Genomic DNA, 18185 nt, shown 5'->3' on the forward strand with positions numbered 1-18185 from the left:
GATAATAGGGGTTTAGGTCCTATAAATAAAGAGGCAAGCCTTGTTCACTGACTCCAATCCGTATTTTAGTGTGCCTCACCCCTTCACAGCTTACCTAAGTGCATGGCCGCAGAGTCAGCCAGTACCCAGTGAAATAGCATTAAGATCAATGCAATCACTGGGGATACAGCTACTCAGTGAAGTCAAAGAACTCGAGGCAAACTGCCTACTGCAACTGCGGCATATAGATAATGAAGCTAAGGCCGTTGTCGACTTTCTCAAACTACAATCCCGCAAAGTCGATTTAGTACTGCAGCATGTACTAGAGAAAGAAACCCAAGAAGGCGATAAATTCCAGGGTTGTCAATTTGGTGGTAGCAGTATTCGGCTAATAAGCCCAAGCCCACTCCCCCTTGGCGCCCAGTATAAAACGACGCTTTTTATCCACGATGAATTGGTCGCCATTTTATGTTTCGCGAAGGTAGTCGCAAGTAACCCTGATACAAGGGTTCAAAACGATGGCGATCCCACTGCCGAGCAATATTTTATCGATCTTGAATTTAGCCAAATTCTTGAGTCCGATATCGAACAATTGGTAAAAGCCAGCCTTAACGTACAACAAAAACAACTGAAACTGCGTAAACTTGCCAGAGATGGAAACCAATAATGGCTGACTTTTCACTGGCACCTGCGCCTGCAAGTCTCTACAATGTCTGCAACTCTTTGTGAATGAATCAGTTTATATTCCACGCCAATGACTCACTTTTCAGCCCTAACGCCACCAGTCGTCAAAAATGGTACTCAAATGCAAACCCTATCCGCACTCGGTGGTGTTTGCCAAGCGGTCACACTCGCCAGCTTAGTGCGCCAACATCCAGGGACAACACTGCTTGTCACCAGCGACACGCCTAGCGCCTTAAGCTTAGAGTTAGAGCTCACCTATTTACTCGGTAAATGTGATATCAAGGTTCGGCTATTCCCAGATCGTGAGACCTTGCCCTATGACAGTTTCTCGCCCCATCAGGATCTGATCTCTCAACGCCTAGAAACCCTGTCACAAATATCCCAAACCGAACACAGTGTGGTTATCGTCCCCGTCACCACTTTGATGATGCGCCTGCCACCTAAAGCCTATTTAAGCGCCAACGTTTTTGTACTTAAAAAGGGCGATAGATATCAATTACACAATGTACGCCAACATTTAACTGATACAGGTTACCACTTGGTGGAGCAAGTGTATGAACATGGCGAGTTTGCTATCCGTGGTTCGATTTTGGATATTTTCCCCACGGGCGTTAATATGCCGCTGCGCATCGAGCTATTCGATGATGAAGTTGAGACCATTCGCCATTTCGACCCTGAAACCCAGCGTTCGTTACATCCTGTTGAGTCCATTCGCCTATTACCGGCAAAGGAGTTTCCGACTGACAGTGCCGCCATTGAAGGATTTAGACAAAGATACCGCCGCCGTTTTGAAGTGATAGTCAAAGAGCCTGAATCGGTTTACCAATTGGTGAGTCGTAATCAAATGCCTGCAGGGATTGAAAATTACCTACCACTATTTTTTGATGAAGTCGCAACCCTATTTGATTACTTACCCAAGGAGACTCAACTTGTCACCCTTGGGGATATTGAAAAATCCGCCCGAGCCCATTTGCAGGAAGTCGAAACCCGCTACCAAGACAGACGAGTCGATCCACTGCGGCCACTGCTCGCGCCTAAAGAACTGTATTTACTGATTGAAGAGCTATTTGCAGCATTTAAACCACTGCCGCGCTATCAGTTTATTTCGCCCACTACCGAGTCGGTCGAGACAGGTAAAGCCACGGTTATCGATGCTAATCAACTTCCCGATATCAGTGCGAATCACAAATTAAAGCAGCCATTACTCGCATTACAAGATTACGCCCAAAATGCACCGCGGATGCTATTTAGCGCCGAGTCTGAAGGACGGCGCGAAGCCCTGCTTGAACTCTTAAGTAAAATCCAACTTAAACCCGCATTATTCAGCCATTTTGATGAATTTATTCAAAGTGATGCCAAACTGGGGCTTATCGTTTCGCCACTGTCACGCGGCTGTTTACTTAAGCTCAGTCCAAAAGATGCCGTGAGCATTATTTGTGAGACAGAACTTTTTGGTCACCGCATCTCCCAGCAGCGGCGCCGGGAAAAACAGCGCCAGATCAGCAATGATGCCCTGATTAAAAACTTAGCCGAACTAAAAGTCGGTCAACCCATAGTGCACCTCGAACACGGCGTGGCGCTATACCAAGGCTTAGTGACCCTAGACACGGGCGGTTTAGTTGCCGAATACCTGCAATTAGAATACGCCGGTGGCGATAAACTCTATGTACCCGTATCGAACTTACACCTGATCAGCCGTTACAGTGTTGGTGCAGATGAAGACGCCCATCTCAATAAACTTGGCAACGAGACGTGGGCCAAAGCCAAGAACAAAGCTATAGAGAAAATTCGCGATGTGGCGGCTGAACTGCTCGATGTTTACGCCCGTCGCCAGGCGCGTCCCGGCGAAAGTTGCGAGATTGACGAAGAGGAATATGCCCAATTTGCCCAAGGGTTCCCCTTTGAAGAAACCGTCGATCAAGAAAGTGCTATTCATGCCGTATTAGCAGACATGCGTTCCCCAATTGCCATGGACAGACTCGTGTGTGGTGACGTGGGCTTTGGTAAAACGGAAGTCGCAATGCGCGCAGCCTTTGTGGCCGTCAACGCAGGTAAACAAGTAGTTGTACTGGTGCCCACCACACTGCTTGCCCAGCAACACTATGAAAACTTTAAGGATAGATTCGCCGATTGGCCCGTTGTCACAGAGGTGATGTCGCGATTTAGAACGGCAAAAGAACAAACCCAAGTGCTCAAGCAGCTTGAAGAAGGTAAAGTCGATATCGTTATCGGCACCCATAAGTTACTGCAATCTGAAGCTAAATTTGAAAATCTCGGCTTACTGATCATTGATGAAGAACACAGATTCGGTGTACGCCAAAAAGAAAAAATTAAGGCGCTGCGGGCCAATGTGGATATTTTAACCCTAACAGCAACCCCCATTCCGCGAACCTTAAATATGGCCATGTCGGGCATGCGTGATTTATCCATTATCGCCACCCCACCCGCTAAACGCTTAGCAGTAAAAACCTTTGTACGCGAATCCGATCCCGCAACCGTGCGCGAAGCCATTCTGCGGGAAATTCTGCGTGGTGGCCAAGTCTATTATCTGCATAACAATGTCGAAAGCATTGAAAAATGTGCCCAAGGGATTATCGACTTAGTGCCTGAAGCTCGCGTTGTCGTCGCCCATGGTCAAATGCGTGAACGGGATCTTGAGCGAGTCATGTCTGACTTTTATCATCAAAGATTCAACGTGTTAGTCTGCACTACTATTATCGAAACTGGGATTGACGTCCCCAGCGCAAATACCATTATTATTGAGCGTGCCGATACCTTTGGTCTGGCACAATTACACCAACTGCGTGGTCGTGTAGGCCGCTCACATCATCAAGCCTATGCTTATTTGATGACACCACACCCCAAACGCATGACAAGTGATGCCCGTAAACGCCTTGAAGCCATTGATGCACTAGAAGATCTTGGTGCTGGATTTATGCTCGCAACCCAAGATTTAGAGATCCGCGGTGCGGGAGAACTCCTTGGGGACGAGCAAAGCGGCCATATTTCCAAAATTGGTTTTAGCCTTTACATGGAAATGCTCGAGTCGGCGGTAAAAGCGCTTAAACAAGGCAAAGAGCCATCGCTTGCGCAAATGCTCAACCAGCAATGTGAAATCGAACTAAGGATCCCAGCGTTATTGCCTGAGGCCTATGTGAGCGACGTAAATATTCGCCTATCCTTATATAAACGCATTGCAGGCTGCGAAACCCAAGAGGCACTCGATGAATTAAAAGTCGAATTAATTGATCGCTTTGGCTTACTACCAGAGGCGACTAAAAACCTCATGGAAATGACGCTCTATAAACATCAAGCAACTCGCCTAGGGGCGACTAAAATTGAAGTACACGCCAAAGGCGGCAGTATCGAATTTAGCCATGATCATGTGATAGATCCGGGTTTTATTATTGGATTACTCCAAAGCCAGCCACAAATCTATCGAATGGAAGGGCCGAATAAGTTAAAGTTCAGTCTTACTGCTGAAACAGCCAAAGATAGACTCGATGTAGTCAAACTCTTGCTTGAACAATTATCGCAACATCGTCTTGGAGATAAATAGTGTTACGTCAACTCGCGGTCTCTATCGCCACCCTCATTGCACTATCGCATAGCCAATTAGCCCACGCTGAGGCTTGGTTTGAAGTGGAAGTCTATATCTTCGAACGCAAAAGCCAATCAACCGAGCAATGGCCAGATACTCCCATAGCCACTCAGACGAATCGAGTCATTGACTTAATCTCACCCGTTGTCGGCCAAGCGGTGGCACCAATTGCCACGGAGTCAACACCTTGTACTTTAGTATTTGATGCTGAGGCCAATAGTCACTGTGCTGAAAACCTCAACACAGATGGCACCTCAAGCATCGATCCCTTAGCCAATATGTCAGACAGAGTAGAATACCGTTATCCCTCCGTGATACCCGCCCAAATTGGTAGCAATGGAACTCAATATGGCTCTGCAAAGGGAGAACCTATATTACTCTCGACGAGCCAAGGTAAGTTTTCAAGTATTATTAATAGCTTATCAAGGGAGCGGGGAAATCGCAGCCTATTACATATGACATGGCAGCAACCGATGCGTACTAAGAATGGCTCAGTGCCTATCCGTTTATTTGCTGGCAAAGATTTTTCAGGAACCTACCATTTTGACGGCCGAAAAATAGTGCAACAGGCTCTCAATGAGTCCATATCGAATACCAATGGCAGCACAGTGTCAGCACCGGAAATTTCCCCTGTATGGGAACTTGATGGCACATTAAATATCTATCTTAACCACTATTTGTATATTGAAACGGCATTAAATTTACGTAAAGAAGGTAGAAAAATGTTACCCGCGCCGACGGACGATGCGAATGTCAGTACGTCAGCTTCACTTACGGCCCCTAAGGTAATGACACCTTATTTAATGGCAATCCCACTTGAGCAAAATCGCCGAGTCAAAAGTGAAGAAATCCATTATTTAGATCATCCCGAAATGGGCATGGTGATCCAAATACGTAAGATGGCACAACCAAGTGCCCAACAACAAAACCAAAATGCCGAATCGATACAAACGGTTGGGCAATATTAAGCAAGCTCGTACATTGCAAAAACGAAAGTCAAATCAGTGCGCCAAAATTAATGCTTCATTTTTTGACTTAACACTGCACTGTTATTTAAGACTGTACAATGGAGAAGTCGAGGTAAATATCATCGCCCTCGTCTTCTCCCACAGTCACAGTTAATCCCTCGGTACAAGGTACACCCACCTCGCACCAAGCAATCAAATTATTCACCGCAATATCACTGCCCTGCGCTAACACTTCGACACTACCATCACGACAATTCGTTACATATCCCGTTACACCTAAGGCTCTGGCTTTAGTCAGCGTTGCATGACGACAACCCACAGCTTGTACTTTACCCGTCAAATTAATTAATACACGCTTCATCTCACGCCCCTTTTGCACACAAGCCTGTTATTGAATTAAGCATAGCCGCAATTATCCGAAGGCTAAGTGTTAACCTATGGATCTATAGAGCAAAAAACAAACAATATTTGAATTTACGCAAAAAAACAGCTAACAAAACTGCAGTTAGCTGTGTCGGGCGACATACGCAAAGGGATATCCAATAAATGGACAAATAAAGCAGCGACTTTGTATCATTTTGTTACAAAATAGCGAGAATCGCTACTCTACACAATAAATAATTATTTTCAAGAGTTTGAAAAATAAAACTATCCACCTTTAGGGAATATAATACTTTTAGTTGAAAATCATCTTAGGCTTCTGTCTATATTGTTCATATTTGAAAACACCCATGTGATCACAGTAAGCATCAGACTATTTTGATGCTTATACCAATCGTATTAAAGGTGAGATAGTGTTTATCTGGTAGGCTAATGATGACGAAACAAAGGGGTTGGTAATTGAAATGTCGCTATTCCACTTCAATCACGATCGGCGTACATAGCAAAAAAGTTAACGTAATTCCAGCAAAGGATATGCAAATGGCAAAAGCAGAAAACCGGCTCATCCGCCTGTCTCTTGATCACAAGTCCTGTTCAAGAGACAGAGCAAGTTCGTAACCCTCAAGGATTGCTTGCAATTTGAGCCATCCTTCCCAGAGCGTCTTTACTGATGCTCTTCCATTTCTTTTACTGTCTTTCCAACCACCAAGCCTTGCCAGGTGCTCATATGCCCATTTTGCAGTGGGTACTTCCTCTGGAGGTGGCGTCTTTATTCTTTTAAGCCAAAGTAACTTCCACGCTCTTGGTGACAAGATTTTCTCACTGCTAATGTCTTCGATTTGCTCATTGGCAAATTTCAATTGGAAGATCCTTACCGCTAAAAAGGCATAAATAGTCGCTAATCTATCTAAGTTATCTTTGCTCTGTACTCGAAGGTCTTCAACTCCGGTCCCTTCACTTTTCCAGACCTTATGATACTCCTCAATCAGCCAGCGCTTCTCGTAATAACCGATAATTTTTAAAGCATCTTCGGCACTGTTTACTGGCTCATTGGTCAGAATATGCCAATTGAGCGTCTTCTCTTCATCACCGACTTCGGAGCAACCCACATAGTTCAGAGAAATGGGGGAGCCTTTTTTGTTAGCCGGGGTTTTTAACGTTACTGCCGCATATTTAACATCCAGCGTGACTTCTCGAGCTTTACGACCGCCCCTTTGAGCTATCTGGATTTGGCGTTGTTTCACACTGTTAAGCTCTGATGCAAAATGATAAAGCTTATCTGAACCTTCTTCTATATGACGACTCATCATTGACCGCACAACAAAACGTTGTTGGTTCGCTATCTTGTAAAGGAGATAATCGTAGATGTCGGCTTCACGATCACAAACCGATATCACGTTAGCCATCGCGGTTCCTAGACGTGCAGCCATATTACGTGATGCACTTTCCCATTTATAACCTTCTTTTTCTTCGTAAGGTCGTTTTAAATTCTCACGGCGGATACCTCGAGTCTTGATGTCTCTGGTCCATCTGTGTTGTTCAATCAATCCAACAACGTCAAGAGTTTCAGGAGCAAACAACAAAATACTATGGGCAAGCAGACCTCGATAACGATTACCTTGGTTCACATGTCCTAAGTCCGCTCGAATAGAGCGATGCTTGTAGCTTAAGGTGGTTGTATCTTCAATAGCGAGAAGGAGGGGGTAACGGTGGGCTTGATTGACTGTCGCACGAAAACCGGCTTCAGCAATATCGTCTGCTGATACATTATCGTTTCGAATAAACCGGTAAGCGCCCTCCATACTTGCTGGTGAAGGTGACGATTTTACTACCGACTTACCGGGATGCTGAGCTAAGTCTGACGCCATTTTTACGAGCCTAGCCGTTCTTCTTGGGTCACCAAGTTTAGCATGACCAAATTGTTCTTCAGCCCAATCATTATTGCTTTTTATCATCTCAGGGAGCCTCAATTAAAGCCGTTAAAGATCTGATCGTGAGCCAAGAATTTAGTTCAAAAAAAATCCCTCATATCATATGAGGGACTTCTGTATAAAAGACAGGCTCATCCGCCGGTTTTTGCTTTATTACGCACTCACCTGATTAAGCGATAACGTGCTACTCGCTTATCATCTGACCATTTTGATAGCGATATTCGGATGACGGTTCACCATTAACGTAGTACACCAACCTGCCGTGCAGTTGATTATCAAGATACTCATCACTTTGCAGTAGGCTACCATCTTCGTTAAAGCTGTAGCTTTTACCTTGCAATTGACCTTTCTTATCATATTGCATCTGGCCTAATAAATGGCCGTTAGCGGAAAAGGCCTGCCAGTTCCCTACTTCGTGTCCTGCCTTATAGTTGCCATGCCATAGCTTAACCATGCTGTAGCTGCTTTCATCTTGTAGCAGCCATTGGCCTTCGCGCTGACCATTAACATATTGACCTTGGGCCTGCAATTGTTTATCAAAGCCACGCTGTAGATACGCGCCATGTAACTTTTCGTTTTTATAAAACGCTTGATGCATTACCGTGCCGTCTGTGGCGATTTCGCTCTGTTCACCATTAAGCTGGCCTTGTTGGTTAAACTGCTCATTACGGGTCGTATCAGCGTTTTGGGTCACCCACTTACCAACCTTTACGCCTAAGTGATATTGCCCAGTGACAAACCCACCAACTACGGCATTATCTTCGCGATATGCACCGTGCATTTTACCTTTGCGGTAGTTTATCCGTCTGATATAGCCATTCCAGCCATCACCGATATACAAACCTTCGTAGTGCCCCTCGAGTTGTTCTTCGCGTCCAATCAATTCACCGGTTGCAGTAAAACGCTGACGTAGGCTCCAATCTTTGACAGTATCATACTGATATTGATAGGTTAATACTCCTGTTGCATCGAAGCGTTTTTCAGTAGTCATCCGACCTTTAGCGAGGTGTTGCGTGTCGTTCTGGCTTACTACTTTACCAGTATCATCGTAGGTAATATTTTGAATTTCACGGCCATCCTTATCGTACAATTGTTGCGCTGCTAACTGCCCTAGTTGATCAAAACGCTGCTGGTTTCCCACCTGCTTATCATGCTGATAGTGTTTAATTTCTCGTAGCACATCTGCGGCCTGATAAATCAACACTTCACCGTGTAATTTCCCCTTAATGTAAAACTCTTTGGTGAATAACCAGCCTTCCTTTGTCCAATACAGTCGCTCACCTTCTCTTTTTCCTGCCACCATATTCACGGTTTGTTCTGGCTGACCATTGGAATGAAAGCTTTCATAAAGCCCTTCCATACCGTTAGCACCATAGGTTACCCGTGTTTGCAACTGGCCATTGTCAAAATAACTTTGCGATAAACCTAATTCAGCCCCATTCACGCGATGCTGATGATCTCGTAATTGGCCATTGGTATGGTAACTTTTCTGCTCACCATGCAACTGGCCATTCAGGTAGTGGTACTCTCCCGAGAGCGTTCCATCTTCCCAGTAATGCAAATGTGTTCCCTGATAACGCCCTTGTGCATCGCCACTGCCTTTGCGAGACAGTTGACCGTCGGGATAGAAGAACTCGAAATCACCGACAAGATAACTCTCGGCTAAATTAGGTCCTTTAACGCTACCCTTAAAAACCGGCTTATCCGTCTCCAGATAAAATAGCTGCACTGGCAACACGCCATTTTGCTCTGTTGCCGCTTGCTCCTGATAATAGATAGCTTCGCCCGGCACATCGCTAACCCGCCATAGTTCGTCGAGTAAGATCCGCTCCGCTGACAGATTAAATGACATCAAGAGTACTGATAATAGTAATAAAACTCTCATATCACCTCCTTAAGGTAACGGTGGGAAAGTGTTAACCCACTGTTTATTGACGGGTTCGCCGCTTATCGTCAAATACTCTATCGCGGCTGCACGCCCCGCCAGTACAAACCAGCGCTCCTCACGTAATACTTGCTGCAACGGACGCTGATAAAAATCATCGCTCTCATCTTGAATAGCAGGAGCTAGCGGTACATTCTGCGCATTTAAAAAACGATAACGGCGCATAAAATCGGCCACAGTTTGACGGGTATCAACATTCGGCAATTGCGTGATATCAATCAACCAGCTTTGCTCGGGTTGATACACTAGCGCTTGCCATTGAGGCGTACCTTTACAGGCCAAGGTGCTGCTGACATTGATATCGTAAAAATTGCGGCGGATCCCATCGGCGCTACTCAATTGGTACAGTACAGACTTATCCAACCCACCACCGAAACCCGAATTAGTGTTAGAGCTTATATTTGTCCATTGCAGTGTGTGCCCGTTTACCTTAGGTGCATCCACAACACTGAGCGTACACACCGCTGCCTGCTCTGAGGTTAACAACAAGCTGACACCGTACTTAGCCACGATTTGCGGCTCAAGTAAGGCGATATCGACAGGTGTGATAGCTTGCGGCTGATTATCATAAGCCGCATACATATCATCACGGTAAAGCAGTTGTTGCTGGACTGGTGGATACGCCACATTTTGCGCGTAATCTAAGGTCGGAATAAAACGAATATTTTTAGTCAGTTCGCCGCTGTCAGCCGCAGTATTCACATAGAGTGTCAGCGTTGGCGGCACAGCGGTAAAGGTAAACTGCGTGGTCGTTTCATATTGGTCAAATGACACCAGCGCCAACATATTTTGCTCTGCTGAAGTTAACCAATCCGGTCCAGTGGGCGGCGGTGAAAGATACTGCACCATAGCGCCTTCGGCACCATCATAATGCCTATATAACCAAGATTTGTCAGAACCTCGCGATTTCAATAAATAACTGAACGGCTTGTCGGGGAGCGGCGAGAGTTCCAGTTGTAAGTCTTCATACTGCAAGGTCACGGTTTTGCTGGGATCGGGTGTCAGGTTAAGTTTTACCAGTTTTGCGCCATGATAATGGGCTTTTGCGCGAAACTCAGTAACCTGCGTTAAGAGTTCATTCGGCGCATTCCAGCCGATAAGCAGATTTTGCTGAACGGATTGATAAAAACCATCCTGCTCTGGATAACTGTAACTGCCCACCTTACTCAGTTGCAGCGGCAGCACTGTGCCATCCGCACTGTGTGCCGTGATATCGGTTAAACTAAACCCACCTTCGGGTTTATAACCTGAAAAATCATGTTGATAAGTTAGATTCAACAAGTCATCTTGCTGGTAAAAGTAACCCGCATCATAGGCAAATACGACATCTTGGGTTAAAGCTTTATTAACGTCATCCAGCACAATGTCAGGCTGTTTTGGATACTCAAAGGCAGGGAAATCATAATCAAAACCCAAACGCTGCGTTAGATCACCCAGCTGGCGCTGCTGCGGCAACATAATGACATTGCTGCGCACTGTGCCTTTATAGCCGTAGCGCTCAAACGGCGCTTCCGCGACTAAGGCTAACTGCGCTAACCAACCCCGCTCACGCTCTAACATCAACTGACCGTATATTTTGGCTTGCTCACTGTCACTTTCAACTTTGGCTAACACATGCGAGTCTGTGACTTGTAGTACGGTAAGCTTGGCATTGGCGTGGCCTTGATAGGCAGGAAGCGCAACAACCGCCCCTGTTTTAGCGGGTATAGAACTTAGAAAGGCCGATGAACTAAAGAGCTTTTTCAGTTCCTGCTCAAGCTCTGCACCGCGCTCAGCCAACTGCGCTTGCCATACCGATTTGTTTAGTGCGCTAAATTCTTTAACGCTGCCATTGTCTAGATTTAACGTAAATTCAAATCCTTGCGAGAAAATAGCGTGCATTTCTGGATTACGATCGGCTCGTTGGCCACTGCTGACACCACTTCCTTGACCATCGCGCATGTTCATATAATCGACATGTACTTGAAACTGGCTGTTTTTGCCTGTTTCGAGGACCTTATAACGCAACAATTGATGTGAGCTGGTGTTAACCGTTTCGGTACGCCGACCATTATCTACAGTGATCTTGCTGGTGCTATAAAGCTGATACGAGCGTTCTTCCCCTTTTTCAGGTGTAAACTCAACATCAGCATCCCCAAAAGAACAGGCCGATAATAAACAGCATGCAACTACGCTAACCAAGTACTTCATGGTTATTCCTTGTATCTCAAATAGTAAGCGCCGCATTATGCCCTTTCGTGCCCAGTAAATAAAATGCTTTGGCTATTTATGCCTGTTCTGCACAACATACGAGTACGCTACTAAAACATCCTTTTTAGATAGTCACAGCTACTGCAATGCCAATCTTAGGCAAATTCTTAATGACGAATTCCCGCATAAAGAACTAATGCACAAAGCTAGATCTGCGGCATTAATTGTCATTGTTTACCAGTAACTCGCCGATTATTTTATTTAATAAGAAGTATCCCTATAGGCTCAACGGTGACATCTGCAGCACAAGTGTAAATGCCGCGTTCACATGATCAATGATGTTCCCGACATCATAGTGACATTTCCCATATCCCTATGGATCAGATGTGAAAGAGCGGTCATGTCGCCAACGGTCACTGTTGTAACAAAGCCAATCTTAACTAAGTTATTAATACACAAATCAGCCCTAAACAGCTTTGCCCCAAAGTTTGCTAGCATTTATTTAGTGAATCGAAAATTGACGAACTATTTGCCCTAACAGTTCTTATCGATGAACCTTATTTTTAGTGAGTCTTCATGAATAAGCGGAACTGGATGGGTATACAGTCATATTTAAATTTAGATGTTTTTGAGTGTTTTTACACTCATTAGTTTGCGCGTTTTTCCAGCCTAAAATTAACAAAACTCTTTAAAATCATTTATATATACTTTTCCAAAATTAGTTAATAGATTTGGAAAACGCGCATGCGCGTTTTTCCAGATGGTGTATTTGATAGAAAGCTGATAAGTTCTTTGCATACAGGTAGTTAACTGTGCGCGTTTTAACTGGTCCAACGAGGTAAACGCGCATGCGCACTAATAAAATGTTAACTGTAGAAACGAGCAATGAAAGAATCTGATGAGAAAGAAATGATGTTAAACGCCGTTGAAATCGCGAAGAGCATCATTGCGGGTGATACAGATCCTAATGCAGGATGTTCCAAGCTCGGCGAAATTAATAGAGATCTCGATTGGCCAAAAGAACTGTCAGCGTTTGGCCTTCTATCTCATGAACAATATGACCACGAAAATATTGGCATTACGGCGGAAGCTTGTATTCAGGAAATTATTGATGAATGTAAGAAGTTGGTTGCCAATTACAGTTAACAAGGCCAGGCACGGCGACGGCTTTTTCGTTGCGGCTTCGCCTTCACTACAAAGTCGCGCGTGCTAGCGGCGTTATGCAATACGAGGTAAGAAATGAACAAAGGAGTACTGACGTTTTACTGTGGAAAAATGGGATCAGGGAAAACTACAAAGTCTCGTGAAATCTCCCAAGAGCGAAACGCCGTACTGCTTTCAGAAGACGAGTGGCTTTCATCACTGTATCCGAATAGCATCAAGACATTGGATGATTACGTTGAATATTCTGGTCGGCTTAAGCCTCAAATGAAGAAGCTTGTTCAATCGATCTTGGTGTCTGGAGCTAACGTGGTAATGGATTTTCCAGCCAATACAATTCAGCAACGAGAATGGTTTAAAAGTATTTACTCAGAGATCCAAGCCCCACATGAATTATTTTACATCGATCAGCCAAATGAGACTTGCTTGGAGCAAATCGCAAAAAGGCGGATAGAACAGCCAGAGAGAGCGACAACTGATACGCAAGAGATGTTTGAGCTGGTTACCAAGTACTTTGTTGCCCCCACATCTGATGAAGGGTTCAACACAATCGTAATTGCGGAAAATGCATAACAATCGCAGGCACGACGACGGCTTTTTCGCTGCGGCTCCGCCTCCACTACAAAGCCGCGCGTGCTGCGGGCGATATTCCCAAGGAGAACTATGGAGCTTCCAAAGTTTAAATACCATCCAAATCCTATAAATACAGGCAGCATTGTCAAAAGTGGAGAAGTTTGTAAATGCTGCAACAAGAAAAGAGGGTTTATATATAAGGGGTCGATGTATACAAGGCATAGACCCGAGTACATATGCCCTTGGTGTATTGCTAACGGCGAAGCCAGGGAAAAGTTTGAAATTGAATTTTCGTCAATTATGCCAGCGGTAATTGATCCTAAAAATCCGATATCTATTAATTGCCCGGACAGCGCCTTTGAAGAACTGCTTTATCGTACCCCTGGGTTCTCTAGCTATCAAGAAATTGAATGGCCAAATCATTGCGAAGATTTTTGCGTGTTCCATGGAGTCGCCACTATCGGCGATATACAGAAGATCTCAAAAGAGGAAGAGGAGCGCCTGTATAAAACCACCTGGATGGACGAAGGCGAATTACGATCATGTCAAAACGGCAATCCTGAAGAGGAACTTCACTATTTTTTCAAATTTGTTTGTTTGAAATGTGGCGAAATAATGCTTCAAGTAGATCCAGACTAGAATATAATTTGAAACTTACTAATTTGAGCTAATGGTCTAACTCGGAATTGTCCAAAAGTGCGTTACGTATGTTTTTAAATCTACAGGTTACGCTAAAGCCAAAACGGTGAGCTAGGGTGATTGGCGAGACGACCGTCCGCCCCATGGCCGCTCATTGGCGTCCATGCCATCGCGGCATTTGTGAATCCTTTCACATCAGATGGGGCGGTCGAGCAGGACGGACTTGAACAACATCCTTGTTTAACTGCCAGTTCACCGTCTATGGCTCTCGCTCATAAGCTTAGAAACCCTAGATTTCTATTCACCGTGTCGGTGAGTCAATGCCATGGTAAGCCTATATACGTAGATACCAGCCAACACTAAATCCCTAAAACCAAAAACAAAAGTCGCAGCCATCCGAGACTACTTTCCTACACATTTAAGTCCAAAACCAATACTGTCGATTTTATAATCTAGAGCCCTCAATATGCCCTACTGAAATATATACCCATAGCCACACTCATATTCAGAGTCGCAATGTGCGCCACATGAAGTATGAAAGCCGAAACATAAGGTTAAATAGCCGATAAGATAAATCCACTCCCCTCTTCAATATAAAAAGAGGAGTGATACTTTTATATAATCGATATAAATCAAGCCAACTTAAAGGCTTTTATTTTGGGGAGATGTGCGGCGAGTTGGGGAAATTTGTGGGGCTGAACGTCATCCCATTCAATCGCATAATATTCACTTAATTCTTGGGCGTTTGCCTTACAATCTAAAACGTCATCATTCACCGAAAAAATACACATCGCTCTGTGAGTATTTTTCAATCTAAATTCAGAAACACACTTACTCGCAATATCGGCATATTCTTCTGGGCGGTCAATCTTGCCCTGCATATTATTTTCAGGGTGTAAGTTAGGATTAATCAAGACAGACTTTAAGCCATTTAAAAATCCAATTCGTTCGGCCCAATAAGCGCCTAGCCCAACGCCAACCATCAAAGGCGCGGGGTCGTCGGTATGCTGCATTTGCTTAGCGACTTCCTTGAGCAAATGCTGCATGTCGTGCTTAGGGTGCAAGGTGCTATAACTTAACAAACGCACATCAGGGTCAATAAATTGTAACTGCCGCATTTTTTCATGGTTACCTGGGCTAGTCGCATCAAATCCATGCAGATAGAAAATCATATCAAGGCCTTTAACCATTTTTAACAGTGAATTAACTAACCCTAGCAAAAGAGTGAACTCATACTTTGCGCTACATCAAACTTTTGCCTTTTGTGCCAAACAAATTTGTTCCGCCAATTGTTTTGCATTTTCCCAACGAGCCAGATTTTCTAGTGCCAGTGAAGTTTGATTAACATTGGGTTTTAACAAACTTGCAGGATGTAACGGTGCATTTTCAGGCCAACTAAAGCCATCAAGCAACGACATAACACCCGGATTATCATTACAGACTAAGATCATATCGCACCCTGCATCAAGGGCCGCTTGGGCTCGAGCGCGATAATCCCCTGCAAATGCAGCGCCCTTCATCCCTAAATCATCGGAGAAAATCACCCCAGTAAAACCAAGTTCCTGACGCAACACTTGCTTAAGCCAATAATGTGAAAATCCCGCTGGATGAGGATCGACTTTAGAATAAATCACATGGGCAGGCATAATGCCCGATAATTGCCCCTTAGCAATCAATTCCTTAAAGGGCAAAATATCCTTAGCAAATATGGCCTTCGCATCACGCTCATCAATAGGCTGGGCAATATGAGAATCCGCCGCCACACTGCCATGGCCGGGAAAATGTTTACCTACTGCGCCCATTCCCGCCTGAGCCATCCCGTCAATAAAACTATCTGCCAGTGCGATAACCTCGCTAGGATCCGCACTAAAGCTTCGTTTACCGATCACTTCACTAATGCCATTAAGATCAAGTACAGGTGCAAAGCTTAAATCGATATCACAGGCCAGCAATTCTATTGCCATTAAAAATCCTAACTCACAGGCCCAACGCTTAGCTAACGTCATATCACCTTTCGCCGCGGGTAAAATATCCCCCATTGCAGGAATAAGAGTAAACCCATCTCGAAAACGCTGCACCCGACCACCTTCATGATCGACCGCGATCAGAATTTCTGGGCGAATTTGGCGTATCTGTTGTACCAGACGGATTAACTGATCACGACTCGAAAAATTACGGGAAAATAAAATTAAACCACCCACCTGTGGATGGCGTAACATTTCAGCTTCTGCCTCACTGACATCTACAGACAGCAAATCCAACATCAAATAACTCATACTTATCCCTAAAAATATTCATTAATACTCAAAAAATAACCACAGTGTAGAGTGGCTACATGGTTCACATAAAATCAGAAAAAAGCGAACCATTCACCGTACGAGCACCATAAAAACCCTTAATTCTGCCCATAAATTAGCCTAGCTCTGTTTGACAGTTAAGCTCAGCTTATCCGAAGTATTTTAAATCAAAAAAACTAATGTGAATTGTCACGCTAATCTATGGGATACTGATGGCAAGAGTATTACACAAGCAGATTTAGCATGGAAGATGCGAGCAGATTGCCTGAACCTACGCAAGAAAGATAAGCGTACTTAAGGTGTCATACCGCGGGCAATCCAGTGCATTCAGACTAGAATAAAAATCGAGACACAACAGGACTTCTATCATGATTAGCGTATTTGATATGTTCAAGATCGGCATTGGCCCGTCGAGCTCACATACTGTCGGCCCGATGAAAGCGGGCAAAATTTTTATGCAAAACCTTGCAGACTCTGGACTCATGGCCCAAGTGGATGAACTAAGAGCTGAACTATTTGGCTCCCTCGGCCAAACAGGCAAAGGGCACGGCACGGGCAAAGCAGTGATTTTAGGCTTAATGGGCGAAGATCCTGAAACCGTCGATACCGACAGTATCGATGGCATTTTAGAACACGTCTCCAAGGATGAAACCTTAACGCTGCACTGTGGCAAAGTGGTTAAATTTACCCGTGAAAATGGCATCATTTACCATAGACGCAAAACGCTTCCAGCCCACGCCAATGCCATGACCCTATACGCCTATAGCGAAGATAAATGCATATATGAGCGCACTTACTACTCAGTGGGTGGCGGCTTTATCCTAGATGAAGATGAAATTAGCCAACGTAATGCCTCACCAGCCTCACAAATTGAATCGGCACCTTTTGATTTTGTGAGCGCGGCTCACTTACTGAAATTATGTGGAGAGCAAGGTCTCAGCATTTCTTCTTTGATGATGGCGAACGAACTGAGTTTAGCCTCTGAAGAGGAAGTCAAAGCCAAGCTGTGGAATATTTGGCAGACGATGAAAACCTGTATCGAGCGCGGTTATCAGAAGGAAGGCATTTTACCTGGTGGCCTAAAACTGCGTCGTCGTGCTCCTGCACTGTACCGTCGTTTGAAAGCCGAAGGCCGTAACAATGTCGATCCATTAACCGCTATGGATTGGGTCGATTTATTCGCCCTGTCGGTCAACGAGCAAAATGCCGCAGGTGATCGCGTTGTTACTGCGCCAACAAACGGTGCTGCGGGAATTATTCCTGCCGTTTTATGCTATTACGATACCTTCGTACAAGAAGTGGATATCGATGTCTGCGCTCGTTATCTATTAACTGCCGCTGCGATTGGTATTTTGTACAAGAAAAATGCCTCAATTTCGGGCGCCGAAGTCGGTTGCCAAGGTGAAGTGGGCGTGGCCTGTTCTATGGCCGCTGGCGCTCTGACAGAGATCATGGGCGGTACGGTTGAGCACGTTGAAAACGCGGCTGAAATCGGCATGGAACATAACTTAGGTTTAACCTGCGATCCTGTGGGCGGCCTAGTGCAAGTGCCTTGTATCGAACGTAATGCCATGGGCGCGATCAAAGCGATTAACGCTTCTCGTATGGCCCTACGCGGCGACGGTAACCATAAGGTTTCACTGGATAAAGTGATCAAAACCATGATGGACACTGGCAAAGATATGCGCAGTAAATACAAAGAAACCGCCAAAGGTGGTTTAGCGGTCAACATTGTTGAGTGCTAAGTGCTGAGTGTTAGTTCACTCTCGTTAATCGCTTAAATCGCACCATGAAAAATGCCGCAACTCAGTGAGTTGCGGCATTTTTTTTTAGCTA

13 protein-coding genes are annotated in these 18185 nt (G+C 44.8%); 7 read left to right on the top strand and 6 right to left on the bottom strand.

Annotation, left to right across the window (positions count from 1 at the left end):
- The first annotated feature begins 40 nt into the window (after positions 1–40).
- The 3 genes from MZ182_RS10805 (at position 41) to MZ182_RS10815 (ending at position 5232) form a co-directional block, all read left to right on the top strand.
- The gene (locus tag MZ182_RS10805) at positions 41–646 is read left to right on the top strand and encodes a hypothetical protein (RefSeq protein ID WP_011789182.1); all 606 of its coding nucleotides are present in this window, start codon (positions 41–43) and stop codon (positions 644–646) included.
- Positions 647–733: 87 nt separating this feature from the next.
- On the top strand, positions 734–4222 hold the full coding sequence (gene mfd, locus MZ182_RS10810) for a transcription-repair coupling factor (protein WP_248066869.1): 3489 nt from the start codon (positions 734–736) through the stop codon (positions 4220–4222).
- Positions 4222–5232: a peptidoglycan binding protein CsiV gene (locus MZ182_RS10815; protein WP_248066865.1), complete on the top strand. Its 1011-nt coding sequence runs from the start codon at positions 4222–4224 to the stop codon at positions 5230–5232. Before mfd ends, MZ182_RS10815 begins: the two co-directional genes overlap by 1 nt.
- 85 nt (positions 5233–5317) lie before the next feature.
- Here MZ182_RS10815 and MZ182_RS10820 read toward each other — a convergent pair whose 3' ends face one another.
- The 4 genes from MZ182_RS10820 to MZ182_RS10835 form a co-directional block, all read right to left on the bottom strand.
- Positions 5318–5593, bottom strand: a complete 276-nt coding sequence (locus tag MZ182_RS10820; RefSeq protein ID WP_248066862.1) for an acylphosphatase — start codon at positions 5591–5593, stop codon at positions 5318–5320.
- Positions 5594–6194: 601 nt separating this feature from the next.
- Positions 6195–7568, bottom strand: a complete 1374-nt coding sequence (locus MZ182_RS10825) for an IS4-like element ISSpu9 family transposase (protein ID WP_014610643.1) — start codon at positions 7566–7568, stop codon at positions 6195–6197.
- 160 nt (positions 7569–7728) lie between these two features.
- Positions 7729–9429, bottom strand: a complete 1701-nt coding sequence (locus tag MZ182_RS10830; RefSeq protein WP_248066023.1) for a toxin-antitoxin system YwqK family antitoxin — start codon at positions 9427–9429, stop codon at positions 7729–7731.
- Between the two features lie 9 nt (positions 9430–9438).
- Positions 9439–11679, bottom strand: coding sequence for a hypothetical protein (locus MZ182_RS10835; protein WP_115014972.1), 2241 nt, complete (start codon positions 11677–11679; stop codon positions 9439–9441).
- 885 nt (positions 11680–12564) lie between these two features.
- Here MZ182_RS10835 and MZ182_RS10840 point away from each other — a divergent pair.
- The 3 genes from MZ182_RS10840 to MZ182_RS10850 all read left to right on the top strand — a co-directional run bounded on the left by MZ182_RS10840 (position 12565) and on the right by MZ182_RS10850 (position 14052).
- Positions 12565–12825 carry a hypothetical protein gene (locus tag MZ182_RS10840; protein ID WP_248066024.1) on the top strand — a complete coding sequence of 87 codons (261 nt, stop codon included), beginning with the start codon at positions 12565–12567 and terminating at the stop codon, positions 12823–12825.
- A gap of 93 nt (positions 12826–12918) precedes the next feature.
- A complete protein-coding gene (locus MZ182_RS10845; RefSeq protein ID WP_248066027.1) occupies positions 12919–13413 on the top strand; it encodes an AAA family ATPase in 495 nt (164 codons plus the stop codon).
- A gap of 90 nt (positions 13414–13503) precedes the next feature.
- Positions 13504–14052 carry a CbrC family protein gene (locus MZ182_RS10850; protein WP_248066030.1) on the top strand — a complete coding sequence of 183 codons (549 nt, stop codon included), beginning with the start codon at positions 13504–13506 and terminating at the stop codon, positions 14050–14052.
- 632 nt (positions 14053–14684) lie between these two features.
- On the opposite strand, the gene ycfP is transcribed toward MZ182_RS10850, so the two are convergent.
- Together ycfP and nagZ are read right to left on the bottom strand one after the other, a co-directional pair.
- Positions 14685–15224, bottom strand: a complete 540-nt coding sequence (gene ycfP / locus MZ182_RS10855; protein ID WP_014610477.1) for an alpha/beta hydrolase YcfP — start codon at positions 15222–15224, stop codon at positions 14685–14687.
- A 75-nt stretch (positions 15225–15299) separates the two neighbouring features.
- On the bottom strand, positions 15300–16328 hold the full coding sequence (nagZ, locus tag MZ182_RS10860) for a beta-N-acetylhexosaminidase (RefSeq protein ID WP_014610476.1): 1029 nt from the start codon (positions 16326–16328) through the stop codon (positions 15300–15302).
- 389 nt (positions 16329–16717) lie between these two features.
- Here nagZ and MZ182_RS10865 point away from each other — a divergent pair, with 389 nt between their 5' ends.
- Positions 16718–18094, top strand: coding sequence for an L-serine ammonia-lyase (locus MZ182_RS10865; protein WP_011789169.1), 1377 nt, complete (start codon positions 16718–16720; stop codon positions 18092–18094).
- Positions 18095–18185: the final 91 nt, after the last annotated feature.

The organism is Shewanella sp. JNE2 (assembly GCF_023159115.1).
In the GTDB taxonomy this organism is placed as follows: domain Bacteria; phylum Pseudomonadota; class Gammaproteobacteria; order Enterobacterales; family Shewanellaceae; genus Shewanella; species Shewanella putrefaciens.